The organism is Kastovskya adunca (assembly GCF_059505785.1).
The window spans coordinates 182,387-209,249 of sequence record NZ_JCACLG010000033.1 but is presented as its reverse complement, the minus strand read 5'-3'; the positions used below and the strand labels follow the sequence as shown (position 1 = coordinate 209,249).

The following is a 26,863-nucleotide window of genomic DNA, read 5'->3' as shown; positions in this document are numbered from 1 at the left end:
CACTATTTGTAACCGTTATGGCAGGCATCAAGTCTCTTCCCGTTAGGCTTTCCCTCGTCCTTTCCCAATCCCTGGCGATCGCTACTGTATTTTCCTTGATGCCACCAACTGCATCAACCGTTTTGGCGCAGGGAATTCCTCAAAGGTGGGAAGCTAACAAATATCAACCCCCAGCCAATATTGGCGCACCCGATCGCACCGAAACAGCAGGAACGCGTAGCGCTTCTCTAGGCACGGCTAACAGTTGCCCGGTTACTGGCAAACCGCTAACCGCCTTAATTCCTCGCAACCGCTTTGGTGTCACAGTTGCCGCCTATCCAACATTTTTTGTTTACCTACCTACGACAACGCCTCAGGCATCACCTCGCCTTGTTGAGTTTTTCCTCCAAGACGAAGCTGGCAACGAGATTTACAGAAGCACATTCCAAGCCAGTGGCAACTCAGGCATTGTTAGTCTCAGCCTTCCTAAGCAAGGGGATTTGTTGCCCTTAGCGATTGGAAACAACTATAAATGGGCTTTTTCAATAATTTGCCGTCCTGATGATCGAGCCACAGATATTGGGGTTGAAGGATGGATTAGGCGCGTTCCTATCAAAGCTGTTCTCAATCGTCAGCTAGTACAAGTCCCACCTAAACGACAGGTGGAGATTCTGGCGGAAGCGGAAATTTGGCACGATGCTCTGGCAATTCTTGCCCAGCTACGGCGTGATAACCCCAATGACTTAGCCGTTGCCGCTGAATGGGAAAAACTCCTGGGTGCGGCGGGTCTTGACAATATGGCGAGAGAGTCCCTCGTTCCCAGTGGCACAACCTCCGATCGCCAAATGAGCCAAATACAACCCTAGCAAGGTACAGTAACGTTGCCCCTTTGCCAAGAATTGCACAACCCACAAATGACGCAGTTCTGGCAATGCTTTGCTGTTACGATTTTTGCTTGATTTCGGACATATCGACTCAAAACTTAGTACTATCTTTCAGCAAGGTAGTTCTAGAAACATAATGTTTTCTCATCTCTTGTCAGGGCTTCTAGATGGATAAAGAACCGGAGGCTGTCAGCAACCAGAAAAACTCATCAGGTTTTTGAGAGAGATTATGGAATCTTGGACAAAATGCTTGTGGTGAGCGATAGGACAAGTCTGTCTAGTTAATACTCCCTTACCGTTTCTGGGAGGGGATTCTTTCTTCATTGAGAGTCCAACAACCTAACCTTCAGAAAGCCTATCTATACCGACTACCCGACGGTGTTGGGAGCGAGATTTATCAAATTCTCATTTCAATGCCTTCCACGTTTGTACAAAAAATACAGATTCTTGCTATCCGGGTGACGGCTCAGAAGCTGACCGCTAGACCTACTTCCCTTTTTAGATATGCGCTTTACCGCTTCTCTAACTTTATTACTATCAACTCTCCTAAGAATTCAACTCTGATTAACTTGAGTAAGCCGCCCTAGAGGTTACTGACTTGTGACTTCGGCGTGAGCGCTCAGTCGAACGCTGAACTTAGTCGAAGTAGCCTGTTTTACCTTGAGCTAGCCGAAGGGTCGAAGTAAGGGCAGGGATTTAAAGCGATTTTTTTGGTGAAAGGAGAAAACAAACCGAATGAACTGGAAGCTAGGAAGAGTTTTGCATCGTGATCCCCACCCGGAAGCAATAGGACTAAAAGATTGGGAACTAAAACAAGTCAGCTTTAACCGATCCTGCTATGACTTTCTTTTACAGCAATACTTACCTAAGTGTCGTACAAGTCACTCTTTCCCTCACTTCCTGACTCAGAAAGAGCCTTCTCAACTGAAAATAGCTGTAAATCATTCTCTATCTCTGCCAGAGAAAGCTAAAAACAAAGCGCTTTTGTCCTCCTACAAAAACTTAGTCAAGCAGGCATCAGGATTAATACCACTAGGTACAGCCAGGAAGCTAGTGTTCGGCATGACACCCCTTTGGGTAGGAATGGCTTGTGTTTACACTTCAGGAGCTTGGGCAACGTCCTTGGGGGAGCAGGTAGCTCAGCCATCTAACACCTCAGAACTGTTCACTCCTCTGGAATTTGTCCCCACCCCCTCAGTGGCATTTACTGAAGCCGTTACACACGAGACGACATTCACCAGCCACCCACTTCCAGCAATGCGTCAGTTGCAGGCGCAAAATTTGCCACCCAACCCACCCAACCCAGAAAACCTGCAACGTGACCCTAATCGCGATCGCTTTTTGCAACCGACCCCAACACCACTTCCATCGCCAGCCACTGAACCAGAAGCACCACTGATCACACCGCCAGCGCCAACTCGTTTACCCACAGACCCTGCTGAAACAGTTCAGATCGAGCGGCTCAATATCACAGGTAGTACAGTTTTTGATGCCGATGACTTTGACCAAATCACTCAACCCTTTGAGGGGCGTGCTGTTACTTTAGAAGAACTGCGAAGTGTTGCTGATGCCATTACCCAGTTGTACCTCGACCAAGGCTATCTCAACTCTCGTGCCATTCTGGTAGACCAGGTGCTTTCTAATGGAGTTGTAGAAATTCGCGTCTTTGAAGGCAGTTTAGAGCGCATCGACATTGAAGGGATACAACGCCTCAATCCTGAGTACATCCGCTCGCGCCTACGACTGGGTGCCGGAACACCTCTCAAACCGTCTGAACTCGAAGATAAACTGCGACTGCTACGGAATAACCCATTATTTGAAAACGTCGAAGCCAGCTTGCGGGCAGGAACGGGCTTGGGTCAGAGTATCTTAGTCGTTCGCGTGACCGAAGCTAATCCCTTTGAAGGCAGCCTCGGTGTGGATAACTACTCGCCGCCTAGTGTCGGTTCTGAGCGTTTGGGCGTTAATCTGCGCTATCGCAACTTGACAGGGAATGGAGATGAAATTGCCGCGTCCTACTACCACACCACTCGCAGTGGTGCAGATACCTTCGACTTTAGCTATCAGGTGCCAGTGAACCCAATGAACGGCACTCTTCAATTACGGACAGCCCAAAACCGCAATGAAGTTGTCCAAGAACCCTTTAATGCTTTTGGTATTGAAGGCGAGTCAGAACTGTACGAAATTAGTTTCCGGCAACCGCTAATCCGCAGCTCTCGCGAAGAGTTCGCTTTATCGTTAGGGTTTACCCTTCAGGATGGTCAGACCTTTACCTTTGCGGGAGGGACTCCCTTCGGTAAAGGGCCAGAAGCCGACGGACAGACCCGTACCCGCGTGGTGAAGTTTGGGCAAGAGTACGTCCGTCGTGATATCTCCGGTGCTTGGTCAGTGCGATCGCTCTTTAACTTCGGCATCGACGTACTCAACGCGACTCGTAACCCTGATCCTACTCCCGATGGAAGTTTTGTTAGCTGGCTGGGTCAAGTCCAGCGGGTGCAAGTTCTGAATGATAACAACTTTTTGATTATTGGTGCTGACCTGCAACTGACCCTCGATAGCCTCTTATCGTCTCAACAATTTGTCATCGGTGGCGGTCAATCTTTGCGTGGCTACCGTCAGAATGCCCGTGCTGGCGATAATGGATTCCGTGTCTCTATAGAAGACCGCATCACCCTAGAACGCGATGAAGCGGGTATCCCCACCTTTCAACTCGCTCCCTTCATTGATTTAGGTACAGTTTGGAATGTCTCTGATAACCCTAACAATGGCTCCTTACCGCGACAGCGATTTCTAGCCGGGATTGGCGTTGGCGTTCTTTGGCAACCCCTACCAAAAGTTAACTTGCGCTTAGACTACGGTCTTCCCCTAGTTAATCTGGATGACCGAGGCAACAATGCTCAAGATAACGGTTTTTACTTTAGTGTCAATTATCAGTTTTAGGGTGAACTTTAGTTCATAAAGAGTCTGCGCGTCAGTTGGTGGAGGATTGGTACCATGCCTGCTACACCAAACATTGCTTGTGTTAGCTAATAACAACAGACAATTGACCGCTGACCAACTTATGATTGAATCCTGTAGGTGTTATATTACACAGATCCCGTGACCCAATTAAGCCATTCCAATTCCCTGCCTAATCGGGCAAACGCCTGGCACACTTTAGATGTTGAGAAAACACTATCGAATCTGAGCAGCAATGCCGAAACAGGTCTGACTTCTCAACAGGTCGAAGAACGATTGCAGCAATACGGTTTTAATGAACTTGAGGAAGCTCCTGGTCGCAATTCCTGGGAGATTTTTCTTGAGCAGTTCAAAAACATCATGTTGGTGATGTTAATTGTAGTAGCGATCGTCTCAGGTGTTTTAGATCTGATCTCGCTACAACAAGGCAATGTTGAGGGAATTCCCTTCAAAGACACGACCGCTATTTTGTTGATTGTGATCCTTAATGGGGTTTTAGGTTATCTCCAGGAAAGCCGTGCGGAAAAAGCTTTGGCTGCCCTGAAGCGGCTTTCGTCTCCTAAGGTCAGGGTGATTCGGGATGGTAAGCCAACTGAGGTTGATGCTAAACAATTGGTGCCGGGAGACATCATGTTGCTCGAAGCCGGTGTCCAGGTATCTGCCGATGGGCGCTTGATTGAGCAAGCTAATCTACAAATCCGGGAAGCGGCGCTAACAGGAGAAGCCCATGCTACTAATAAGCAGGTTAATGTTCCTCTTTCGGAAGAAACCCCGTTAGGCGATCGCATCAACTTAGTCTTTCAAGGAACGGAAGTCATTCAGGGACGTGGCACCGTCGTTGTTACGAACACGGCGATGCAGACAGAACTTGGCAAAATTGCCGAGATGCTGCAAGGGGTAGAAAGCGAACCGACACCCCTGCAACAGCGGATGACCCAACTGGGTAATGTTTTGGTGACTGGCTCTTTAGTACTAGTTGCCTTAGTCGTGGGAGGGGGGTTACTTCAGAGCTACTTGAACCTAGGTCGTTTCGATTTAGGTGTTTTCCAAGAACTGGTGGAAGTTTCTTTAAGTATGGCAGTGGCAGTTGTTCCCGAAGGCTTGCCCGCTGTCATTACCGTCACCCTAGCGTTGGGAACGCAGCGGATGGTACGTCGTAATGCGTTAATTCGTAAGCTGCCAGCGGTGGAAACCTTGGGGTCTGTTACCACAATCTGCTCCGACAAAACTGGCACGCTCACACAAAACAAAATGGTTGTGCAGCGGGTGGATACCCTTGGTGATACATTTCGCGTTACTGGGGAAGGCTATGCTCCTGTAGGAGAATTTAGAATTAGCGATCGCCTCATTAATGCTGAACAGTATCCTGCCCTGCAAATGTTGATGATGGCTTGTGTCCTTTGTAATGACGCCATCTTGCAGCATGAGAACGACGAATGGGGAATTTTAGGCGACCCTACCGAGGGGGCGCTGATTGTCTTGGCGGGGAAAGGTGGCGTTGATAAGGAACCCCTAAGGCGGCAGATGCCCCGCGTTGGGGAGATTCCCTTTTCCTCTGAACGCAAGCGCATGAGCGTAATTTCTGAGTCTTCTGAACAAGGGCAATCAAGCCGTTACCTCATGTACACCAAAGGCTCTCCAGAGTTAGTTCTGGAGCGTTGCACAGCCTATCAAATGGGGGAAAGCGTAGATTCCCTTAGCGCACAACAACGGCAGCAGATTCTCGAACACAATGACCAGATGGCAGGATCAGGGTTGCGGGTGTTGGGTTTTGCCTACAAACCTTTAGACACTAAGCCACCAGAAGGACAAGAAGAAGGCATTGAGCAAGAATTGATTTGGCTAGGGTTGGTAGGAATGCTCGATGCCCCCCGCCCGGAAGTCCGTGAGGCAGTAAAACGTTGTCGGGAGGCGGGAATTCGCCCGGTGATGATTACCGGGGATCACCAACTCACGGCGCAGGCGATCGCTCACGATTTGGGAATTGCCCAACCTGGCGAGCGTATCCTGAGCGGCAGGGAATTGCAGCGACTCACCCAAGAGGAACTAGGGCAAGAAGTCGATCATGTCTCCATCTACGCCCGTGTCTCTCCAGAACACAAGCTACGCATTGTGCAAGCCCTCCAGAGTCGCGGTAAATTCACGGCGATGACGGGGGATGGGGTAAATGATGCCCCCGCTTTGAAACAAGCAGACATCGGGATTGCCATGGGCATTACAGGCACAGACGTTAGCAAGGAAGCTAGCGACATGATTCTCCTAGATGACAACTTTGCCACAATCGTTGCTGCTACTGAAGAAGGGCGAGTCGTATATACCAATATTCGCCGCTTTATCAAATACATCCTAGGCAGCAATATTGGGGAAGTGCTAACCATTGCGGCAGCACCGATAATTGGTTTAGGAGGAGTTCCCCTAACGCCCTTGCAAATTCTCTGGATGAACCTCGTTACCGATGGTTTACCTGCTCTGGCTTTGGCTGTAGAACCGGCTGAACCAAATGTGATGCAGCGTCCGCCCTTTAACCCTCGTGAGAGCATCTTTGCTCGCGGTTTAGGGTCTTATATGGTGCGGATTGGCATTGTTTTTGCGATTATCTCCATTAGCGCGATGGTAGTTGCCTATCAATACTTTCCTGGAGAGTGGAAAACCATGGTATTTACAACTCTCTGTCTTGCCCAGATGGGTCACGCGATCGCAGTCCGTTCCAATACTCAGCTCACCTTCCAGCTAAACCTCTTCTCTAATCCCTATCTGCTATGGGCGGTGATTGTAACAACAATCTTGCAGTTAATGTTGGTCTACGTCCCCTTATTGCGCGATTTCTTTGGCACCCAGTCCCTAACACTGACACAACTTGCCATTTGCGTCGGCTTTAGTAGCTTGTTGTTTGTTTGGGTAGAGCTAGAGAAGCTGTTTATTCGCGCCTATAAGCGGGGGAGATAGTAGGAGGGAACGGGGAAAAGGACGAAGGATGAAGGGAACAAGCACGACTCGCTTCTTACTAATCCCTAGTCGCTAATCCCCAAGGACATCCCATCGCCGACAATTGACCAATGTATTTAAAAATCCTGCACCTTCGACAATTTCGTAACTACCAAGATTGCCAGGTGCAGTTTGACGCTCCCAAAACAATCTTGGTGGGGAACAATGCTCAAGGCAAGTCAAACTTATTAGAGGCGGTAGAGTTACTCTCGACCTTAAAAAGTCATCGTTCTGTACGCGATCGCGATCTAGTTTTGGAAACTGCCTCAGTTGGGCAGATTCGCGCCCAGCTCGAACGTGCCTATGGTTCTATGGACATGGCCTTGACTCTCCGCAGCCAAGGACGCCGCACTGTTGCCCTGAACCGGGAATCTCTGCGACGGCAAATGGACTTTTTAGGCGTCCTCAATGCCGTTCAGTTTTCCAGCCTAGACTTGGAACTAGTACGTGGTGCCCCCGAACGGCGTCGCAGTTGGCTCGATTCTCTTCTCACCCAACTTGAACCAATCTATGCCTCTATTTTGCAGCAATATAACCAGGTACTACGGCAGCGCAATGCCTTACTAAAAGAAATCCGCAATGTGGACTCCGCAGACGAAAATTTTCCCTCCAGTCTGGGAAGTAGAAAAGAGCAACTGGCGCTGTGGGATGCCCAACTTGCTACAACAGGTTCGCGGGTGACACGACGCCGAGCCAGAGTATTGAAACGACTTGCTCCCATCGCTGCCGAGTGGCACACCAGTATTAGCGGCAAGACGGAAGTACTAGAGATTACCTATGCTCCCAATGTTACCCCTTCCAATGAGGAACCTGAAGAAGTACAAAAAGCATTTTTAGAAAAAATTCAACAACGTCGCTTCCCAGAACAACAGCAAGGAAAGACTCTCGTTGGGCCTCATCGCGATGAAGTCGAGTTCACCATCAACCAAACCCCCGCTAGGGCTTATGGTTCCCAAGGTCAACAACGAACCCTAGTACTGGCATTAAAACTCGCAGAACTCAAGTTGATTGAAGAAGTGGTAGGGGAGCCGCCGCTATTGCTCCTTGATGACGTTCTCGCCGAACTTGACCTCAACCGTCAAAATCAGTTATTAGACGCGATTCAAGACCGTTTTCAAACGTTGATTACCACAACTCATTTGGGAGCATTCGATTCCCAGTGGCTTAAATCTTCCCAAATCCTTTCCGTAGAAGCGGGGAAAATTTTTGCTTAGTTGAAGAGGTTTAGTATGTGAATATAGCAGCTTTTTGAAAGAAATGAATCACAGAAGATGTAGAGAAACCAGAGAATAGAAAAGAGAGTCTTATAACCCATTTGGATTGCTATGAAAATTTTATATAGCAGTCTTCGTAGAGGTTAAGACGCTCTTATTCCCTCAAACAAGCGTACCGATTGCAAGGTCAACAGGGTTGGGTGTGGTCGCTTCGCTTTAGCCCAGATAGAAACATGTTAGCCAGTGGTAGCGATGACCAAACAGTGAAGCTGTGGGATGTCAGTACTAGGGAATGTCTTAAAACATTAGCAGGGCATAGCGATCGCATCTGGTTTGTTGCCTTCAGTCCTGTAAATCTCTCTGAGCCTAGCTTTACCGTCAGTGGAGCATTACAAGAAAATGCTTACATTTTGGCTAGTGCTAGCCAAGATGAAACGATCAAGCTCTGGGATATTCATAGTGGTAAATGCTTGAATACGCTACGAGCGGATTGGCTCTACGAGGGGATGAACATTACTGGTGTTACGGGGTTAACACAAGCTCAGAAAGCCACACTGAAAGCTTTGGGAGCTGTGGAGTTAGACGATATTCTTTAATTACTAAGGAGTCGTTATGGCAACGTCCACCAGAATAGATGAAAATTGCCCTTGCAAGTGAGCCGCCTATTGGTCTCGCGCACAACGTAACATAATAAAATCTCTCCTCTTACTCAGCATCAAAACGTTCAACTAAGACGCCACAAGCCAAGGCTAGCAAGGAGTTTGGATAAACTTGTCTTCTTCCTTATCCCCATCTACCAATTCCAGCATCCGGAGTGAGTTTCAGCCACTTTGTATAAATAATTACCCCTATCTTCTTATGACTCCCCGGTCTCTGACATGCTTAAGAACTACTGGTTTAACCAGGCTGCTCGATACAAAATGGTTACAGTTATGAACCGAGATAAGATTACAGCTCTGGGTGCTTCCTTACGCTGGATCGATCAGACACTTTTATCTCCACCCAAGGAAGAGGGCGCAGTTAGAGTCTGGTATCAAGGTGGGGAACCTTATTTTGATGTTTTTGTGGACTTGCGCGACGATCAAATTGAGTGGTTTCAGTTTACCTTCCGGGGAAAATCGCTGTCGTGGCATAAAAAACGCGATCGCTGGCAAACTGGGGTAACCAATGAACTAGCCGTGAATGACGTAACCTATTTTCCGGCTAGCAAGGTGATCGAGAACGATACGGTACCCGATGCCGAGTTTATTAAGCTAGCTCATGCGATTTTGCAAAGCCGTGCCGGGGAAGAGATTTTTGACAAAATCCTGAAGCTGTTTGAATCTAAGCCCGAGTAAGAAAATACGACTTACCGACTAGCCTTTAAACAAGCTCCCTCATTGCGACCGATAGAAACTTAACCAACTTTTGTGATAATGACTATCTGTTTGTTCAATGAGCGCCAAGGAGGTGTTTTATGGCTGGTAGTAATACTGGTGCTGATTTATGGATTACGGAGTACATCACACCGTGGGATATATATTCTCACGGTGTAACAAAAGTGCTAGCTTACAAAAAAACGCCTTTTCAGGAAATGTACATCGTTGAAACAGGTGCCTATGGTAAAGGGCTAGTTTTGGACGGTAAGTGGCAATCCTGTACAGGCGATGAATTTCTCTACCATGAGCCATTGGTACACCCGGCAATGATTTGTCATGGTGCGCCTAAAAAAGTACTCGTACTAGGGGGCGGTGAAGGCGCGACGATTCGCGAGATTCTGCGCTGGAACACCGTCGAACAGGTAATGATGGTTGATATTGATGGCGAGGTGGTAGAAGCCTGCCGCGAACATCTGCCAGAGATGCATCAAAATGCCTTTGATGACCCTCGTACCAATTTAGTAATTGGTGACGCTTTGGAAGTGCTGGACAACACCACAGAGCAATGGGACGTGATCATTTCTGACTTGTCTGACCCGATCGAGTCTGGCCCGTCTTTCCAGCTTTTCACCAAAGAGTACTTTGAGAAAGCCAAGCGGGTATTAGCTCCTGGAGGCTTCTTTGTTCTGCAAGCAGGACCTGTTTCCCCGTCGGAACTGAAGCTACATGCCCGTTTGGTCAAAACTATGCAGGCAGTGTTTAGCAACGTTCACTCCTTTGCTTCTGCGGTTCCGACTTACGCTGTTCCTTGGGGATTTATTGTCGGTTCTGAGCAGGCGATCAACACTCGACCTGAACCCGATACTATCGACAAGTTGCTGGCTGAAAACACCACCGGAGGACTCCGCTTCTTAGATGGCATCACTCTCTTAGGCATTTTCCAAACCTCTGCCTATGTGCGTCGCGCGATCGCTGAAGAAACTGAGGTGTTCACCCTAAAAGAACCCCCGAAGTTCTTCGGTAAAGGTGCTGTAGAGGAGAAATAGGTCTTTCTCAAAAAAGATCGCCAAAGGTAAAAAGTCAAAAACCTTCTTAAGCAGATTACTTTTTGACTTTTGCCTTTTTTTGTTTTGACCACAGTAAAATCTGAGGGTGATGTAACGATTGATACCGTAATGTACTAATTTATTACAGAGTCTAAGGATTAATCACAAAATAGGGCATTGCCGCTTACAATAGCGGGCATTAACATACTTGGTATTCCCAGGCGGGACCCATGCCAGAAAAAGGTCTGCCTCTTCACTCTTTATCTTTAGATCCTGCAATTGACTCTCAGTTTTTGAGCGTGGGAGCAGATACTCCTTTAATTGAAGTGTTGGCTCTAATGAGTCGGGTTCGCAGTAGCTGTGTATTGCCAACGGAGAATTTGCAGTCACCACAGCTCAACCATCACGAAAGTGAAACGATAGAAGCTTCAAAATGTAACGGTGACTGTGTCTTAGTCATGCAAGGGTCTCAACTGCTAGGGGTGTTCACCGAGCGGGATATCGTGCGGATGACAGCGGCGGGCATTTCTTTAGGAGAAGTTGAGATATCTGATATTGTCACCTACCCGCCCACTACCCTAAAGCACTCCCAAGCACAAGATATTTTCACTGCATTGTCTTTATTCCGCCAGCATCGGATTCGCCACCTGCCGATTCTGGACGACCAGGGACGACCTCTAGGAGTGGTCACCCACGAAAGCATTCGCAAAAGCTTGCAACCTGTCAACTTACTGACACGGTTGCGGTATGTGGAAGACGTGATGACAACCCAAGTCATTCATGCACCGACAACTGCCTCTGTTCTGAAGCTGGCGCAGCTCATGACCGACCATCAGGTGAGCTGTATTGTGATTACTCAAGAGGAGCCGGGGAACCAGGGAACAACAGACTCAGCACTCAGTACTCAACACTCTCTTTCCAATCCCACTTCACCAATTCCCGTCGGCATCGTCACCGAGCGAGACATTGTACAGTTTCAGGCATTAGAACTGGATTTGCAGCGGACGCCTGCGGCTACGGTGATGAGTACACCCTTATTTTGCCTTCAGCCGTCTAATCCTCTATGGCAGGCTCATGAAGAGATGCACCGCCGTCACGTCCGGCGTCTAGTTGTTGCCGGGTCTCAGGGAGAACTGATCGGTATTGTCTCCCAAACGAGTCTGCTGCAAGTACTGAACCCCGCTGATATGTACGATGTCATTGAGGTGTTGCAGCAGGCGGTGGAAGAGCGAACCTCAGAGATCGAAGCCACAAATGAGTGCTTGCGCCATGAGATTTTAGAGCGTCAGCGAGCGGAGTTAGCCTTGTTGCAGGCGCATGATGAACTAAAACAACAAGTAGAGGAACGGACGGCACAACTGAGAGCGGCGAATGCCCAACTTCACCAAGACCTGTTAGAGCGTCAGCAGGTAGAGGCGGCGCTGCGGGGGAGTGAATCAAAACTTCGCCAAAAAGCCAGCCAACTAGAGCAGGCGCTGCACGAGTTGCATTCCTACCAGATGCAACTGATTCAGACAGAAAAAATGTCTTCTCTTGGTCAATTGGTGGCGGGGGTAGCGCACGAAATTAATAATCCAATTAATTTCATCTACGGCAATCTTGCCTACGCGCGTGAGTATGTCCAGGACATCATGCAGCTTTTGAAACTCTATGCCCAACATTATCCACAGCCCGTGCGAGAGGTTCAGCAAGCTGCGGAAAAGATTGATTTGGACTTTGTCAAGACTGACCTGCCAAAGCTGTTGAGTTCGATGAAGGGAGGGGCTGACCGGATTCGCGATTTGGTGCTTTCCCTACGGAATTTCTCCCGACTGGATGAAGCGGAGATGAAATCCGTAAATCTGCATGAGGGTTTGGAAAGTACGTTATTAATTGTGCAAAATCAGCTCAAAGGACGTAGCGATCGCCCAGAGATTCAGATTGTTAAAGAATATGGGGAACTTCCCCTTGTGGAGTGTTATGCAGGGCAACTCAATCAGGTGTTCATGCATCTATTGAGCAATGCGATTGATGCGCTAGATGAGTCAGTGGCGATGAGTCAGTTGTCAATCGTCAAGGGCAAAACAACCCACAAGAGACAACGCACAACGGACAAACAACAAACTATTCGTATCTCCACTAATGTCTCAACGGATGGGTTGAGCATTTTAATCCGGGTTGCGGATAATGGCTCTGGAATGACGGAAACGGTTCATCGGCGTTTGTTTGACCCGTTTTTCACAACCAAAACTGTCGGCAAAGGGACAGGGTTGGGTTTGTCGATTAGCTATCAGATTATCGTAGAAAAGCATGGTGGGCAGATACAGTGTGTTTCTGCGCCGGGAGAGGGGACGGAGTTCGTTGTGGAGATTCCAATCCGGCAACAACAGCAAGTAGCAAGATTTGCGATCGCCTAAGCCCAAAAGCACAAACTCTCAACTTCTACTACTTGCTTTTGTTCAGCTTGCTCTCTTGCTGAGAAAAACTGTCACTCCACATTGGCTGGCATCTTGGTTACCTCAAAAGCAATTCTCCTAATAGAAATTTGTCAACAAACCTTGACACTTCTCTGTAGCCTTCAGTCGCTACAGAAATTTATGCCGCTTCAAAGCTTCAACACTGGTGCCACGCCAACGTGAAGTTCATCATTACTTCCCAAATTTTAGAAAGCGAGCTATTGGTTCACACTCTCTTGATAATTCCACGCTCAACCCTTCAATAGATTTCTGGTTTGTAGTAACTCCAGCCAGAGCCTAGATTGATCTTCACCAAAGCAATTTAAGAGTGAAGATAAAAATCTGGCTGAAGTAGTTCCTGTTCTTAAGGAAGGAAATTTATGAGAATTGATGGTATGTAAAGATGTGATTTTTGAGAGGGTCACTTTCCATGACATCAGGACAATCAAGCAACAGCAATGCCGTTGAAGTGGATGGCATTGAGTTTGAAACTGTATTACCAGAGCAAGTGTTGAGCGTACCGAAAAAAAACGTTGTGCAGAAACTTCTATATGTATTGCAATGTCTATCACCGACACTACCTCAACACCCCTCCCCGTCTGTTTCCGTACAGATTGGTCTTCGTATAACTAATAACACCTCAATCCCTTATAACTTTCGCTTTTTTCAGACTTGGATTCCAGAACTTGTAGGAGCTAAGGGTCAAATAGAATTTGATGCTTCCTGGTTTCGCCCCGGATTTCTTAGAGACTCTGATTTTTTATTCATCATGCCAGGGGAGAGTAAAGTTTTCTTTCCTGATTCTCAAATTTATGAGATTTGGGGCAACCAATTTAGCCTGAACATGGCTATCGACAGCGAGCGCACTTTGACATTTAAACCTCTCAGGCTAGGGATATATCAATTTCGGTTTATCTATAGCAACCAAGACCCAGAGGTAACCGTATATGACTATGTTACTGAACAGGAAAAGTTAATCAAAGGGCTTTGGTTAGGCGTATTTACTACCCCTTTTGTAGAGTTTTACATAATCAAGTCTTGATTTATTAGGTCGCTCTTAAAGGGCAAGTCGGGGTCATCTCAATGAAGCGTTAGAAGCGGTAAGATTGGCGATCGCCTAAACCCAAAAGCACAAACTCTCAACTTCTACTATTTGCTTTTGTTCAGCTTGCTCTCTTGCTGGAAATAACTGTCACGCCACATTGGCTGGCATCTTAGTTACCTCAAAAGCAAATCTCATCAAGAAATCTGATATCTGTAAACAAACCTTAATACTTGTTTGCAGCGCCTCAGTAGCTACTGAGATTCAGGCAAAAGAGAAGCTTAAACCTTGAGGTAACGCCAACTTGAAAGCAAGGATACTTATCTCGCTTTAGATAAATGATGCCACTAATTCATAATTCCTTGATAATCTCACGCTCAAATATTCAGTAAATTTTGGGTTCTGAATTACTACAAGCAGGAATTAATTTTTAGTCATCAGATAAATTTCCTGGCTTTTTGAGAGCATGACCTCTCATGTTGCTTGTTGGTAGTAGGTGAATTGATGAGAATTAACGGTAGATGAAGATGTAGTTTTTGAGAGGGTAGCTTTCTATGTCATCAGAGCAATCAAGTGACAGCAATGCCGTTGAAGTGGATGGGATTCGGTTTGAAACTGTAGTACCAGAGCGAGTGTTGAGCATACCGAAAAAAAACGTTGTGCAGAAACTCCTATATGTACTGCAATGTTTATCACCGACATTACCCCAACACCCCTACCCGTCCGTTTCTGTGCAGATTGGTCTTCGTATAACCAATAACACCTCAACACCCCTTCGCTTTAGCTTCTATTTCACCTTAAGCCCGGAACTTATAGGAGTAGATGGTCAAATCCCATTGGAGGGTGGATGGTTTAGTACCACAGCTCCCATAGAATCTGATTTTCCTTCCATTATGGCTGGAGAGAGTGCAACATTTTTTCCTGATGCAAGAATCTTTTGGCTTTGGGGCAACCAGTTTGGACTTAGCCTTGCTACTGGAAATGGCGGCACAGTAAGTTTTCAACCTCTCAAACTGGGAACGTATCAGTTTCGTTTTACCTATAACAATCCAAACTCGGTAGAAACGAGTTATGGCTCTGCAAGTACAGATAAGACCTTAATAGAAGAACTCTGGACAGGGCACGTACCTACACCCTTTGTGGAGTTCTGCTTGGTCAAATCATGAACTGAAGTTGAATCACAATTGTAATTTCCACCTGAATTTCACCCTAAGGTTGCTATTCCTTTGAAACCTGATACATTGAGGAGCTACAAAAATGCTATTACGACACTATCCCCTAATCTTCCTAGCGTCTGCCTTGCTCGCTGCTTTAACTGGTCGGGCAAGTGTTGCATTTACCGTCATACCCGGAGGAGCTAATGCCAGTGAATTCTATAGAAAAGAGTCTCCTTACGAGGTAGATAATCTTCTGGGCGAGACAGTGCTGGATACGAGACTATGGTGGGACCCTGCTACATGGAATGATGAAGTTGGTGCTATTACTCCGATCAAACGAGGTGGGACGGGGGAGTTTCTACGAAATCTGAGTTTATGGTCTCTTACGTCTGAACTAGGCTTGTTTGGCTGGGATTTTGAGATTGCACAAGAGGACTTAGAGGGTAACTTTGAGATCGTAACTAATGAGGCTTGCGGTTATGACGATGGGTGTGGCGGCGCTAGTACACCGATAAGACCCATCCTAAGGGGAATTTACCGTGGAGTCGGCTCTCTTTTTCATGTAAAGTACCATCCAGCAGGCAACGATCCAAGACCAAGTGAAAGAAAACTCCACTGGATTCAGATGGTGCAAGCTAACTACAAGGGTACTCTTCCTGGTTTTCCTGTTGTTGTCATCGACAATGGCAGAAGGAAAGACACTCCCTACTATGACTATCCCAACTTCCGTTTTGCAGGCGAAGATTTCTTGATGGATCAAGCATACGCTTCAGGGAGAAGTAATGCTCGCAGCTCTAGATACTTCAATGCCCAACTATAGCTGGTTCAGGAGACTATAACTCCGGGAAGCGAGAAAAGGACAGTCACGATTTACAACGGGGTCAGATGGGGCTGGAAAAATAGAGTAACTCATCGCCGTTGTCCACGTTCTGCTCCCCCTCCAGTTAGCGCTGGTGGTAGCGGGGGTGGCGGTTTCGGTGCTGAGGGGCTGACGCAGCAAAATCCCCTACTGGCATCTGCAATCGAGCAAGGTTGGCAAGTCTTCCAGAATGTTCCTAACTGTCTTTGGTACGATCCACCAACAACTTACGGAGTTGAATTTCAGGCGCTTGGAGACACACTGTTTACTGATATTCTTGATTTTCCCAATGACATCGATACAGATAATCTTTTTACCGTTTCAGTGGGAGACACCATCCTTGGCGAGTTTAGCCCTGGAACTAGTGTAGATTTTGTTTCCTTGTTTGGTGAGGGAGTTCCAAGCTTCAAGATTGGTAGCATTAATTCCTTATTTCCTCTGGAAGGACCAACAGCTTTTCCTATTCGGCTAGGATTCAATAATGAGGTAGCAAGCTTCAAAATGCGTCCGTTTTCTGAGTCGGAATCCCCTGAACCGGAGTCGGTTCCTGAGCCGAGTTCTATCTTTGGTCTTTTTGCCCTGGGTTTTTGGGGTGTTAGGTCGCTCTTAAAGGGCAAGTCGGGGTCATCTCAATGAAGAGTTTCTACACCCTGCTATTTGCCCTCAGCCTCCTTCTCATCAATCCTTGGGGCACAAGCCGAGGCGAAATCTGGACGACGCCCAAGGTCTTGGTAATTGTACTCATTGTTATCGCGAACTTCTCACTGATTTGGTGGTCGGAGTGGTGGGAAGAAAGGAAAGCTTTGACGATACCCCGTAGCTGGTATATCAGCCTACTTCTATGGGGGCTATTTCTCTCTATTGGACTACTGGCAACGCTATACAGCCCTTTCCCACTACGCTCTTTTCTCGGTCAAGAGCAAATGGGCGATGGCTGGTTGTATTGGCTAATCATTGCCGCCTTTACTCTGAGCAATACCCTACTACTAAGAATTCACCCAGAACTACTGCGTCCGCAACTTATCGGTTTACTCCTCGGTGGGGTGATTCTGGCGATAAGCATTTTCCCCCAACTCATCGACTGGAGAATTGACTACACCGCGACAACGGGTCAACTCCTGAAAGAAAATATCCTGGCTAGTACCATATTCCGAGGTCAGCAGCCGATTGGTTTGTATTCCCATCGCGGTCATGCATCTTTTGTATTAGCAGCAGTGGCAGTGCTAGGGGTGGTTGCTTGGCGATGGGGTTGGTTTTCTGGAAAAGTAATGACCGCAATTCTCATCCCGATTATCTCAGCACTGCTGCTGACTCAGACTCGGATGGGAATTGTGGCGCTGTTGGTAGCTTTGGCGTACCTGTTAGGCAGGAAATACTACAAGCTATTAATTTCTGCGGCTTTGGTTTGTCTGCTTGTGGTTGGGATTACAACTACTACCCGACAAATTGCTGGTTTGCCCGCAATTAAACAAGTCACCTCAGACCGGGTTTATCTGTGGGAACTGTCTTGGCGTGGCATCAGTTCGCGTCCACTCCTGGGATGGGGGTTTGATGGCTTTGGTACGGCTTATCCCTATGTATTGAACCCGAAGCGATCGCTCAATGTTGTTTCTTTGGGTAACTTTAGTTTTGACTATGTTGGCAAAGATGGACGGCTATACGCGCTTCCTATCCCAACGGTGAAAGCCCACAATCTGATTTTGGATGCGACTGTCTCTGCGGGCGTTTTGGGGATGTTGACCTACTTGACGCTGTTGGGATTGTGTGTTTGGGGTGTTATCAATTCCCCTTTCCGTGGCATGGAGGCGGTAGCAGTTGTTTATCTCGTCTTCACCCTCACTTGGTTTGAATGCGCCCAGTTCACCCATCTCGCTTGGTGGGCGCTTAGTTTCTGGGGAGTAAGTAAGAAGGTTGTCGGGTAATAAACCAAAAAAGACCTGAAACCAAACCAGGATAACGACAATTTGTCTAGCAAGGGCAAGTAAGACTGGTCTTTCTCGAACATTTTTGATTACAGTGGAAAGAATAACCGAAAGCTATCGTTGAAGCCGAATACCATGAGTTTATCCGTGAAGCAACTGGCTATTTATCTGACCTTGCTAGGCTTGGGCGGTGGCGCAGGAGTTTTAGGGGGTCGCTATCTCATGGAGGAGCCGCTGTATGCGAGACGTCCTGAGGCAGTACAAGCGGTGTTACAACCTGCCCCGGTAGCTCCCCGTCGCGATCCTGACGAAAATCTTAACTTTATTGCCGCTGCTGTAGAAAAGGTGGGCCCTGCTGTTGTGAGAATTGATGCAGCGCGGACAATATCACCACAACAAATTCCCGAAGCCTTTAAAAATCCATTTTTCCGGCGCTTTTTTGGTAGTGATGCCCCAGAAGCGCCTGAAGAACGGGTAGAGAAGGGGACGGGTTCCGGTTTTATCCTCAGCGAAGATGGGCGAATGATTACCAATGCCCATGTTATTGCTGGAGCGGATACGGTCAAAGTCCGGCTCAAAGATGGGCGAGTTTTTGACGGAAAAGTTGTGGGGACTGACTCGGTGACTGATGTGGCAGTCATTAAGATTGATGCCAGTGATTTACCGACGGTCAATCTGGGCAAATCAGAAAGTCTGATACCCGGAGAATGGGCGATCGCCATCGGTAATCCTCTCGGTTTAGATAATACAGTTACGGTTGGCATTATCAGTGCCTTGGGTCGCTCTAGCACTCAGGTTGGGGTTCCAGAAAAACGGGTCAGCTTCATTCAAACCGACGCCGCGATTAACCCTGGAAATTCTGGCGGTCCCTTATTAAACGCCCGTGGCGAAGTAATCGGCATTAATACGGCAATTCGAGCGGGTGCCCAAGGTTTAGGCTTTGCCATTCCTATCGAAACTGCCGAACGTATTGCCAACCAACTCTTTGATAAAGGACGAGTTGAGCATCCCTATTTGGGGATTCAGATGGTGACGTTGACCTCTGATATGAAAAAAGAAATCAATGCTGATAAAAATTTGGCATTGAAAGTGACGCAAGACCAAGGTGTGTTGATTGTTCGTGTGGAGGAAAATTCTCCTGCCGCTAAAGCCGATTTACAACCCGGAGATATCATTCAAAAAGTGGGCGGTCAAGCGGTCAAAACGGCATCGGAAGTACAACAACAAGTTGAAGCTAGTGAAGTTGGCGTAGAATTGCCCCTGGAAGTGAAGCGCAATAATCAAGTCAAGCTAATTCAAGTCCGTCCAGGAGCGTTTCCATCAGACGAATAAACGATTGAGCTTTTCTCGGATTCAACTCCCAAGCGAGAGGGTAACTTAGGACTCGCTTTGGGCGATCGCGCTAAGTAATTAAACGGAGACGATAAGATAGGCTTGCCATCGTTGAGCAACTTCTGTCATGAACTTAGACAAGCCACTTGGTTCAGTAATTCAAGGTTCCCTCTCCTCAGGGCTGGAAGTGCGCTTGCATCCAGATGTGCTGGTGGAAGATATGCGGGTCGGTAAGTTTTTGGTAGTACAGGGAATGCGATCGCGCTTTTTCTGTATGCTCACGGATGTCTGTTTAGGAACATCTAGCCAGCGCATTCTTGCCAACCCTCCCCATCCGAACGACGACTTTTTGCGGGAGGTTCTGGCGGGGAGTGGCACCTACGGTACAGTCAGCCTCTCACCCATGCTGATGTTTACCCCCCAAGACCCCAGCGTCGCCTTCAGAGCTACTACACCAGATGGGAATGGGAATGGGAAAAGCCCCCTCGCTTCCTTCCAAGCACAAAGCAGCGAGAGCATGGAATTGCTCCCGGTTAAAACGGTTCCTAGCCACTTCTCTCAGGTCTATGAGGCAAGCGATCGCGACTTTCGAGCCGTTTTTGGTTGGGAAGATGACCCCCAGCGCCGCAACTTTGCCATCGGTCAGCCTCTTGACATGGAGGTTCCCGTGTGCATTGACCTCGATCGCTTCATTGAACGTAGCAACGGCGTCTTTGGTAAATCCGGTACGGGGAAATCCTTCCTCACTCGTCTCTTGCTCTCTGGCATTATTCGCAAGCAAGCGGCGGTGAATTTGATTTTTGATATGCACTCCGAATATGGCTGGGAAGCTGTATCCGAGGGCAAACAATTTAGCACCGTCAAAGGCTTGCGGCAACTATTCCCCGGACAAGTCCAGATTTACACCCTCGACCCCGAATCAACTCGACGCCGGGGTGTGCGCGATGCCCAAGAACTTTACCTCAGCTACGACCAAATTGAAGTTGAAGATATCATGCTAGTCCGACAGGAGCTGAACCTGTCGGAGGCAAGCCTGGAAAACTCGATTATTCTCCGCAATGAGTTCGGCAAATCCTGGATCACGCAATTACTCTCGATGACGAATGAAGAAATTCAGGAATTTTGCGAAGAAAAGCGGGGCAATAAGTCTTCTATCATGGCATTGCAGCGCAAACTGCTACGCCTAGATGAATTGAAATATATGCGGAGTGCCTGTCCGCACAACTACGTCAATCAGATTTTGCAATCCTTAGAAGCGGGTAAGCATGTAGTAGTGGAATTTGGTTCCCAGTCCAACATGCTCTCCTATATGTTGGCAACGAACGTAATCAGCCGCCGCATCCACGCCTCCTACGTGCGGAAAGCAGAACAGTTCTTGCAGTCAAAAAATCCCAGCGATCGCCCCCGTCCCCTCGTCATCACCATCGAAGAAGCTCACCGATTCCTCGATACTGCTACCGTCCGCCAAACTATCTTCGGCATCATTGCTCGTGAGATGCGGAAATACTTCGTTACCCTCCTCGTTGTGGATCAGCGTCCCTCCGGCATCGATAACGAGGTGATGTCCCAAGTAGGTACCCGCATCACCGCCCTGCTCAACGACGACAAAGATATTGAAGCGATTTTCACAGGTGTCTCTGGTGGTCAAAGTTTGCGTTCTGTACTATCCAAACTTGACTCCAAGCAACAAGCTTTGATTCTCGGTCACGCCGTTCCTATGCCTGTGGTAATTAGAACTCGTCCCTACGACCAAAACTTCTACGCAGAAATTGGCGATCCGGCTTGGGAAGAAATGCCAGATGAAGAAGTTTTCGCGGCGGCTGAAGCAGCAAAGGCAGATCTGGGGTTTTGAGTTAAAACAAGTTGTTAAGCATCTTAAGCTCACATATCGTCAGCCTAGGAGCATACAGCTATATAGTTTGGCAATGTGGCTTTTCCTGTAACGAGCTACTAGCTTTTTTCAAACTTTCTCATAAAGTCACGTATTAATTCTCTGCCAAGATTTTCATCATCCTGGTTCAGCCTTTTTGCTATTTCTGCAAAATGCTCTCTTTCCTTAGCTGTAGCAAACTTAATGATGAGCCAGTCAGGGTGTTTGTCTCCAGCAGAAAAGAACCAAAGTTGATTTAACTCATATTCATCAGCAAATCCTGATAATTTTTGTAACTGAGCTACACCATCTATTCCATAAAGACGAAACTCGTAATGTTCGTCATTGTGATTAAAGTAGTCTTGTCGTTGATATTTACTTTTTCGAGAAATTTCCTTGAGTTTTTCAACTATGGCATCTTTCTGTTCTTTGTTAGATGGCTTTGACCGCTCAATAAATTTTTTTAGCGTTTTTTCCCAAACCTCATCGAAACGAGCAATGAGTTCTTGCTCATTCATTACCTTCCGTTCATCTATATCTTCTCCAAAAATCTTATTTAGTCCCCATTGAGCGTGATAGACTTTCCCCTTGTTGGCAAAGGATTCACTAAACCGAATTTCCATATTTCTTTTATAGTGTAAGTTCTAAACTCAATCGCCTGACCTAACATAACCCTCTTCTGTCACTCTCCGGTTTTTCGTAGGATTAGTAATTCCCAAAGACAAGGTATGCTGAGCCATGCAGGGGTTGGCGATCACATTTTGACCAATTTCGTATCTCCAAGAATTTCTACTCAGAAAAAATTGCGCGATCGCTTGCTCCGTCTACACTCTAGGATTCAGAAAACGCAAGGCTTTTCGGAGAGTGACAGAAGAGGGATAACCTAGAGTTCAATTAAATAGCAATCTTAGTAAAGAAATACAAATGAGATACTCTTGCTAAAACCTATGCTGGTCAAAACTCCTAAGTAACCAAGTTACGGAACTGCCCTAGGGAAGGGTTAAACAGCACCTTCAAACCTCTATAAGGTAAGGGCAAAGTTAGCAAATTGGGATCGCAAGGCTTTGGAACGTTGAGAAAGGAGAACCAGACCTGCGTCTAATACTTTAGTTAGATTTTTCCCAAAATCTTCTAGAATCTCCCCTCAATTGGGGTAAGCAACAGCCGGATTAACCCCTCGGCAAATACACCTAATGGGTAGGGACGAAGAACCGTAGGCACTTCGCGTCGGTTTCGCCAACGTCCCTACTATATGTAGTGTATTTGCATAAGTTCGGTTTTTATAAAAGCAGCCGTCAAGTCTTGTATAGAACAACACACTTTTAAAATAAACCGAAAGTTTGATGAAAGTTTATTAGGATTTTGACCACTATTAAAGATGGCGGTATTTTTATTCAATCACAGCAGGAAAAGGGCAATGACGACATTATATAAAAGAGCAAATAATCAAAAAAACGACCTAGAATACTATGATTTAAACGCTGACGCCTGGTGGGACGAAGGGGAAGTTTTAAATTTACTCGATCATTTCAATAAGTCAAGATTTGAGTTTGTAACTGATTATGTTCGTAGTTGGCAAGGGCTAAGAGTTTTGGATGTTGGTTGTGGGGGAGGATTAGCCTGCGAGCCTCTAGCCAAACGAGGAGCTAATGTATCAGGTATCGATCTATCTCAAAACTCAATTAACGTCGCTCAAGCCCACGCTACAGAAAATCATTTGCCTATTGATTACCGAGTTGCCAATGCTGAAAACCTTCCTTATGAGGACAATACATTCGATGTGGTTTTATGTTTTGATGTCTTAGAACACGTTGCTGACTTGGAACGAGTAGTTTCTGAGATATCTAGGGTTTTGAAAAGCAATGGAATATTTTTATTTGACACAATTAACAGAAACTTTAAATCCCGAGCAGTGATGATTTGGCTGCTGGAGGATATTCTTAAGCAAATTCCACGCGGACTTCATGACTGGAATAAATTCATTAAACCTGATGAGTTAGCTGATATCTTAAACAGAACTGATTTCATAGATGTTGCAATTAAAGGATTTGATGTGACTAATGGCGCTAGCTTAAAAACACTGCAAGATGTCATATGGAGCGGGTTAACCAATTCTGGAAAAGGTGAAAAATCAGAACCATTCAAAATCCAAATTAATGAGGATACTTCTATTTGCTACATCGGCAAAGCTGTTAAGTTATAGCGGTTCTCGTTAGGTGTAACACCCTATCTAAGTACTGCTATTAAATTCCATGACTCTTTCCAATTACCCAATGCCGCTTGAAGAAACGCGCCAGCGCTGACTCTTCTAGGGATAAATAAATCGGTCGTCCGTGGGGACAGGTGCGGGGATTGCGCGTGAGTTTCCACTGATCGAGTAAGTCTTGCATTTCTGGAAGACTTAGTGATGTGCCGTTACGGATGGCACTACGACAGGCGGTTGCTACTTGTGCGGTTTGTAGATCGCCTCCCCAACTCAGTTCTAAAAGTGCCTCGGTACACTCATCTCCTGCTTGCAAGGGAGCCGGGGCGCTGCGGACTGCCCACCGTTGTTCACCAAAGGGTTCGACATCTAAGCCGAGGCGTTGGAGTTGTTCGACTTGGGCGGGTGTGAGATTGCTGAGGATAGCCGGAGGTTCTAGGGGAACTATCTGCCAGCGATCGCATAATTGCTCGTACAATACTCGCTCATGGGCAATGTGCTGTTCTACTAACCACATTCCCGTAGGATGTTCAGCGAGAATGTAGGTATTGCGAACTTGGGCGATCGCTTTTAATTCAATCAGCCCCATTTCCTGAGATTTTTGGGTATTTTCGGCTTTGATGCTGCGGCTGACGCTGTAATTCCCTTTTTCTTCAGATGCCTTGAGTAATGTTACTACTCGTTCCGATTGCACGGCTTCTGATAAATTTGCCGGACTAATTTGCAAGGCTTTCTCAATCGCTTGGGCAACTTTTTCTTGCCAATAACCGATCGCGTGTAGGTAAATCTCTGCCTTGCTGGGATGGCGATTCCAATCAATTTGGCTAGGGCAAAGCTGGAGGTGCAGAAAACAAATCGGGTAGCGATCGCGCGGAACAGTCCGGGCGAATGCCCCCAAAATCGCTTGTTCTAATTCTGGCGATCGCACTAAACGGTTATTTGCTGCCACCTTCACCCAATCTGGGCGGCGGCGATGACAGCGATCGGGTAATCCCATCACCAAGGAGAGTTTGGCATCGGCGAGGGTTTCTTGCTCAAGTTCAGAACTGTCAAGCTCCATAGTAGAGCCACCCTGCGGTTTATTGCTCGGCGTCGGCACATCCACTACTAAGTGATGCAAGTCCCCCTGTCGCACCTGTCGCAAAATTTGCGGCAAAATCTGCTGGGCGGTTGTTCCGGGACTAATGGCGAACCAGAGGCGATCGCGTTGTTGCACTTGCCAGGTAACGTTGGGATGGCAAAGAGCGATGTGGTAAATCGTTGTCTGCACCGCCCGCAACTGTTGTGCCATGGCGGGTAACTTTTCTTTCCGCGCCGCCCAGTTGGCAAATAAATTAGAAACCGTGACTACTGTACCCGGAGCGATCGCGGCGGCTTCTTCCACCACAGGTTCCCCTTGGGAGTCGTAGATGATGCGCCACCCCTCTGTTGCCACTAGGGGACGACTCAATACCTGCAAATCTGCTAGCGTTGCTAAGCTGTGCAATGCCTCCCCGCGAAAGCCCAGACTCGTAATCCGCCACAAGTCTTCATAGCTGCGGATTTTGCTCGTACTATGAGCCGTAGCACAGCAACGCAAATCGCCTAAGCTCATGCCCCAACCGTTATCTGCTACGCGCACTCGCCACTGTTCCGGTGAGATCGAAATAGCAAGGCGTGTCGCCCCCGCATCGAGGGCATTTTCTACCAGTTCCCGCACCACGGCAGCAAGGGAATCAATCACCTCCCCTGCCGCAATGAGGTTGACGACCTCTGAGGGTAGGGTTTGAATACTAAAGGTCATGAGGGAAAGAGTCCTGAGTCCTAAGTAAGGGTGCGGGGGAGAGGGAATAAAGTTTTAATAAACCACAGAGGCACAGAGGACACGGAGTTTGGAAGAAGAGAGGGGGATGAGGTGATGAGGTAAAACGATAACCTCTTACCCCTCATATTTCATACTTCATACTTCACCCTTCATTAAATGCCTAAGCGTTGATACACCTCATCTAAATGTCGCAAATGGTGCTGTGGGTTAAAGCACTCCTCAATCTCTTCTGGCGTTAGTTTCGCCGCTACCCGCTGATCTTTGGCAATCAGCCCGTGGAAATCTCCTTCCGGTTTATTCCAGGCTTCATGAGCGCAAGACTGGACGATCTCGTAAGCATCTTCACGGTTGATACCTTTTTCTACTAAGGTAAGCAAAACTCGCTGGCTAAAGACAACGCCACCGTAAAGATTCATGTTCCGCTTCATGTTCTCTGGGTAAACCAGCAGATTCTTCACCAAATCAATCGTTTCCACCAGCATGAAATGCGTCAAGGTGCAAACATCAGGCAAAATCACTCGTTCCACAGAACTATGAGAAATATCCCGTTCGTGCCAGAGGGCAACATTTTCTAGCGCCGCCACTGAATGAGCGCGAATGATGCGTGCCATTCCGGTTAAGCGCTCAGAACGGATCGGGTTGCGCTTGTGTGGCATAGCGGAGGAGCCTTTTTGTCCTTTAGAGAAAAACTCTTCCACTTCCAAGACATCGGTTCTTTGCAAGTTGCGAATTTCCACAGCAAAGCGTTCGATTGAGGCGGCGAGTAACGCTAAGGTTTGGACAAAGTCCGCATGGCGATCGCGGGAAATTACTTGCGTCGATGCCGTATCGGGTTCGAGTCCCAATTTCTGACAGGCGATCGCTTCCACTCGTGGCTCAGTGTTAGCGTAGGTTCCCACCGCACCGGAAATCTTGCCAACAGCAATATCACGGCGCAGACGGCAGAGGCGATCGCGGTTTCTCAACACTTCCGCCAACCACCCTGCCAGCTTAAAGCCAAAGGTAATCGGTTCAGCATGAATACCATGGGAGCGTCCAATCATCACAGTGTGACGATGCTGCTGCGCCTGGTAACGAATCGCCTGACTCAGCTTTTCTGTATGCTCCAGTAAAATATCGAGACTCGCCACCAACTGAAGCGCTAGCGCCGTATCCAGCACATCAGAACTAGTTAATCCTAAATGGATGTAACGTCCTGCATCCCCGACATACTCATTGACGTTGGTGAGAAAGGCAATCATGTCATGGCGGACTACGTTCTCAATTTCCAGCACTCGCTGGGGATCGAAATTTGCCTTCGCCTTGATTTCCTCAACCGCCTCAGACGGGATGTAACCCAACTCCGCTTGCGCCTCGCAAACGGCAATTTCCACTTGCAGCCAGGTTTTTAATTTATAAGTTTCAGTCCACAATTCGCCCATTTCGGGCAGAGTATAACGCTCGATCAATGCCTGTATCGCCCAATACAACCGTCATATTGTAGCGCTGATGGTTGAGGTAATCGGTAGCAAGAAGAAAGAGAACTGCTTTTGGCGATCGCTAAACCTAAGGGTTCAGCTAGTCTCTCTTAAACTATCTTAATAGTTTGGAGGTTAGAAGAAACATCTCAAAAACCTTTCAAACTTTCTCTAACTCAGTAAATTAACTTGGGTAACTACTGAAAAAACCTTTGTAACTCTGTAGTAATTACGTAAAAGTACGGTATTTAAATTCCTAGAGATTTGTGCCAAAATAGACCATAGCATTTAAATATCAGCTTAAATTCATACCATCCATTAATCTTCTACAAGCTACCTTGATTTACTGATTTATTCC

Annotated in this window: 19 protein-coding genes and 1 pseudogene; 17 read left to right on the top strand and 3 right to left on the bottom strand. The window is 47.2% G+C overall.

The genetic code is table 11. The features are described 5' to 3' along the window. Nucleotides 1–17 precede the first annotated feature (17 nt). The 16 genes and pseudogenes from AC5JR3_RS13800 (at nucleotide 18) to AC5JR3_RS13725 (ending at nucleotide 21,023) form a co-directional block, all read left to right on the top strand. Nucleotides 18–845, top strand: a complete 828-nt coding sequence (locus AC5JR3_RS13800) for a DUF928 domain-containing protein (protein WP_495846881.1) — start codon at nucleotides 18–20, stop codon at nucleotides 843–845. Between the two features lie 753 nt (nucleotides 846–1,598). Then, complete coding sequence (locus AC5JR3_RS13795) at nucleotides 1,599–3,803, top strand: ShlB/FhaC/HecB family hemolysin secretion/activation protein (protein ID WP_495846879.1); 2,205 nt, start codon at nucleotides 1,599–1,601, stop codon at nucleotides 3,801–3,803. A gap of 159 nt (nucleotides 3,804–3,962) precedes the next feature. Beyond that, nucleotides 3,963–6,767: a cation-translocating P-type ATPase gene (locus tag AC5JR3_RS13790; RefSeq protein ID WP_495846877.1), complete on the top strand. Its 2,805-nt coding sequence runs from the start codon at nucleotides 3,963–3,965 to the stop codon at nucleotides 6,765–6,767. Between the two features lie 110 nt (nucleotides 6,768–6,877). Beyond that, on the top strand, nucleotides 6,878–8,020 hold the full coding sequence (recF, locus tag AC5JR3_RS13785; RefSeq protein ID WP_495846875.1) for a DNA replication/repair protein RecF: 1,143 nt from the start codon (nucleotides 6,878–6,880) through the stop codon (nucleotides 8,018–8,020). Nucleotides 8,021–8,190: 170 nt separating this feature from the next. Beyond that, nucleotides 8,191–8,352, top strand: a pseudogene (locus tag AC5JR3_RS13780) (WD40 repeat domain-containing protein); the annotation flags it as partial. Then, nucleotides 8,347–8,616 carry a hypothetical protein gene (locus AC5JR3_RS13775; RefSeq protein ID WP_495846990.1) on the top strand — a complete coding sequence of 90 codons (270 nt, stop codon included), beginning with the start codon at nucleotides 8,347–8,349 and terminating at the stop codon, nucleotides 8,614–8,616. The pseudogene AC5JR3_RS13780 and the gene AC5JR3_RS13775, both read left to right, overlap by 6 nt. A 336-nt stretch (nucleotides 8,617–8,952) precedes the next feature. After that, nucleotides 8,953–9,357 carry a hypothetical protein gene (locus AC5JR3_RS13770; RefSeq protein WP_495846873.1) on the top strand — a complete coding sequence of 135 codons (405 nt, stop codon included), beginning with the start codon at nucleotides 8,953–8,955 and terminating at the stop codon, nucleotides 9,355–9,357. A gap of 119 nt (nucleotides 9,358–9,476) precedes the next feature. Further along, nucleotides 9,477–10,424 carry a fused MFS/spermidine synthase gene (locus tag AC5JR3_RS13765; RefSeq protein ID WP_495846871.1) on the top strand — a complete coding sequence of 316 codons (948 nt, stop codon included), beginning with the start codon at nucleotides 9,477–9,479 and terminating at the stop codon, nucleotides 10,422–10,424. 230 nt (nucleotides 10,425–10,654) lie between these two features. Then, on the top strand, nucleotides 10,655–12,820 hold the full coding sequence (locus tag AC5JR3_RS13760; RefSeq protein ID WP_495846869.1) for a CBS domain-containing protein: 2,166 nt from the start codon (nucleotides 10,655–10,657) through the stop codon (nucleotides 12,818–12,820). 469 nt (nucleotides 12,821–13,289) lie between these two features. Next, nucleotides 13,290–13,901: a hypothetical protein gene (locus tag AC5JR3_RS13755; protein ID WP_495846867.1), complete on the top strand. Its 612-nt coding sequence runs from the start codon at nucleotides 13,290–13,292 to the stop codon at nucleotides 13,899–13,901. A gap of 554 nt (nucleotides 13,902–14,455) precedes the next feature. Beyond that, nucleotides 14,456–15,067, top strand: a complete 612-nt coding sequence (locus AC5JR3_RS13750) for a hypothetical protein (RefSeq protein WP_495846865.1) — start codon at nucleotides 14,456–14,458, stop codon at nucleotides 15,065–15,067. Between the two features lie 91 nt (nucleotides 15,068–15,158). Next, nucleotides 15,159–15,878 (top strand): hypothetical protein, encoded by a 720-nt coding sequence (locus AC5JR3_RS13745; protein WP_495846863.1) that lies wholly within the window; start codon nucleotides 15,159–15,161, stop codon nucleotides 15,876–15,878. 540 nt (nucleotides 15,879–16,418) lie between these two features. Beyond that, nucleotides 16,419–16,553 (top strand): PEP-CTERM sorting domain-containing protein, encoded by a 135-nt coding sequence (locus AC5JR3_RS13740; protein WP_495846988.1) that lies wholly within the window; start codon nucleotides 16,419–16,421, stop codon nucleotides 16,551–16,553. Continuing rightward, the gene (locus AC5JR3_RS13735) at nucleotides 16,550–17,839 is read left to right on the top strand and encodes an O-antigen ligase family protein (RefSeq protein WP_495846861.1); all 1,290 of its coding nucleotides are present in this window, start codon (nucleotides 16,550–16,552) and stop codon (nucleotides 17,837–17,839) included. Before AC5JR3_RS13740 ends, AC5JR3_RS13735 begins: the two co-directional genes overlap by 4 nt. A gap of 135 nt (nucleotides 17,840–17,974) precedes the next feature. Beyond that, nucleotides 17,975–19,171: an HhoA/HhoB/HtrA family serine endopeptidase gene (locus tag AC5JR3_RS13730; RefSeq protein WP_495846859.1), complete on the top strand. Its 1,197-nt coding sequence runs from the start codon at nucleotides 17,975–17,977 to the stop codon at nucleotides 19,169–19,171. Nucleotides 19,172–19,298: 127 nt separating this feature from the next. Next, nucleotides 19,299–21,023 (top strand): helicase HerA domain-containing protein, encoded by a 1,725-nt coding sequence (locus tag AC5JR3_RS13725; protein WP_495846857.1) that lies wholly within the window; start codon nucleotides 19,299–19,301, stop codon nucleotides 21,021–21,023. A gap of 98 nt (nucleotides 21,024–21,121) precedes the next feature. Here the strand turns inward: AC5JR3_RS13725 and AC5JR3_RS13720 are convergent, their stop codons facing one another. Further along, nucleotides 21,122–21,664 (bottom strand): hypothetical protein, encoded by a 543-nt coding sequence (locus tag AC5JR3_RS13720; RefSeq protein ID WP_495846855.1) that lies wholly within the window; start codon nucleotides 21,662–21,664, stop codon nucleotides 21,122–21,124. Nucleotides 21,665–22,458: 794 nt separating this feature from the next. Here AC5JR3_RS13720 and ubiG point away from each other — a divergent pair. Beyond that, complete coding sequence (ubiG, locus tag AC5JR3_RS13715; protein WP_495846853.1) at nucleotides 22,459–23,244, top strand: bifunctional 2-polyprenyl-6-hydroxyphenol methylase/3-demethylubiquinol 3-O-methyltransferase UbiG; 786 nt, start codon at nucleotides 22,459–22,461, stop codon at nucleotides 23,242–23,244. A gap of 40 nt (nucleotides 23,245–23,284) precedes the next feature. Here the strand turns inward: ubiG and mutL are convergent, their stop codons facing one another. Both mutL and purB read right to left on the bottom strand, forming a co-directional pair. Next, on the bottom strand, nucleotides 23,285–25,027 hold the full coding sequence (gene mutL / locus AC5JR3_RS13710) for a DNA mismatch repair endonuclease MutL (protein ID WP_495846851.1): 1,743 nt from the start codon (nucleotides 25,025–25,027) through the stop codon (nucleotides 23,285–23,287). A 173-nt stretch (nucleotides 25,028–25,200) separates the two neighbouring features. Next, the gene (gene purB, locus AC5JR3_RS13705) at nucleotides 25,201–26,496 is read right to left on the bottom strand and encodes an adenylosuccinate lyase (protein ID WP_495846849.1); all 1,296 of its coding nucleotides are present in this window, start codon (nucleotides 26,494–26,496) and stop codon (nucleotides 25,201–25,203) included. Nucleotides 26,497–26,863 lie beyond the last annotated feature (367 nt).

What these genes read in the sequence shown, in the direction of transcription:
- AC5JR3_RS13760 (WP_495846869.1), top strand. Translation starts at nt 10,655, where the DNA reads ATGCCAGAAAAAGGTCTGCCTCTTCACTCTTTATCTTTAGATCCTGCA.
- AC5JR3_RS13740 (WP_495846988.1), top strand. Translation starts at nt 16,419, where the DNA reads ATGCGTCCGTTTTCTGAGTCGGAATCCCCTGAACCGGAGTCGGTTCCT.
- AC5JR3_RS13755 (WP_495846867.1), top strand. Translation starts at nt 13,290, where the DNA reads ATGACATCAGGACAATCAAGCAACAGCAATGCCGTTGAAGTGGATGGC.
- ubiG (WP_495846853.1), top strand. Translation starts at nt 22,459, where the DNA reads ATGACGACATTATATAAAAGAGCAAATAATCAAAAAAACGACCTAGAA.
- AC5JR3_RS13770 (WP_495846873.1), top strand. Translation starts at nt 8,953, where the DNA reads ATGAACCGAGATAAGATTACAGCTCTGGGTGCTTCCTTACGCTGGATC.
- recF (WP_495846875.1), top strand. Translation starts at nt 6,878, where the DNA reads ATGTATTTAAAAATCCTGCACCTTCGACAATTTCGTAACTACCAAGAT.
- mutL (WP_495846851.1), bottom strand. Translation starts at nt 25,027, where the DNA reads ATGACCTTTAGTATTCAAACCCTACCCTCAGAGGTCGTCAACCTCATT.
- AC5JR3_RS13765 (WP_495846871.1), top strand. Translation starts at nt 9,477, where the DNA reads ATGGCTGGTAGTAATACTGGTGCTGATTTATGGATTACGGAGTACATC.
- AC5JR3_RS13795 (WP_495846879.1), top strand. Translation starts at nt 1,599, where the DNA reads ATGAACTGGAAGCTAGGAAGAGTTTTGCATCGTGATCCCCACCCGGAA.
- AC5JR3_RS13750 (WP_495846865.1), top strand. Translation starts at nt 14,456, where the DNA reads ATGTCATCAGAGCAATCAAGTGACAGCAATGCCGTTGAAGTGGATGGG.
- AC5JR3_RS13720 (WP_495846855.1), bottom strand. Translation starts at nt 21,664, where the DNA reads ATGGAAATTCGGTTTAGTGAATCCTTTGCCAACAAGGGGAAAGTCTAT.
- AC5JR3_RS13730 (WP_495846859.1), top strand. Translation starts at nt 17,975, where the DNA reads ATGAGTTTATCCGTGAAGCAACTGGCTATTTATCTGACCTTGCTAGGC.
- AC5JR3_RS13725 (WP_495846857.1), top strand. Translation starts at nt 19,299, where the DNA reads ATGAACTTAGACAAGCCACTTGGTTCAGTAATTCAAGGTTCCCTCTCC.
- AC5JR3_RS13735 (WP_495846861.1), top strand. Translation starts at nt 16,550, where the DNA reads ATGAAGAGTTTCTACACCCTGCTATTTGCCCTCAGCCTCCTTCTCATC.
- AC5JR3_RS13800 (WP_495846881.1), top strand. Translation starts at nt 18, where the DNA reads ATGGCAGGCATCAAGTCTCTTCCCGTTAGGCTTTCCCTCGTCCTTTCC.
- AC5JR3_RS13745 (WP_495846863.1), top strand. Translation starts at nt 15,159, where the DNA reads ATGCTATTACGACACTATCCCCTAATCTTCCTAGCGTCTGCCTTGCTC.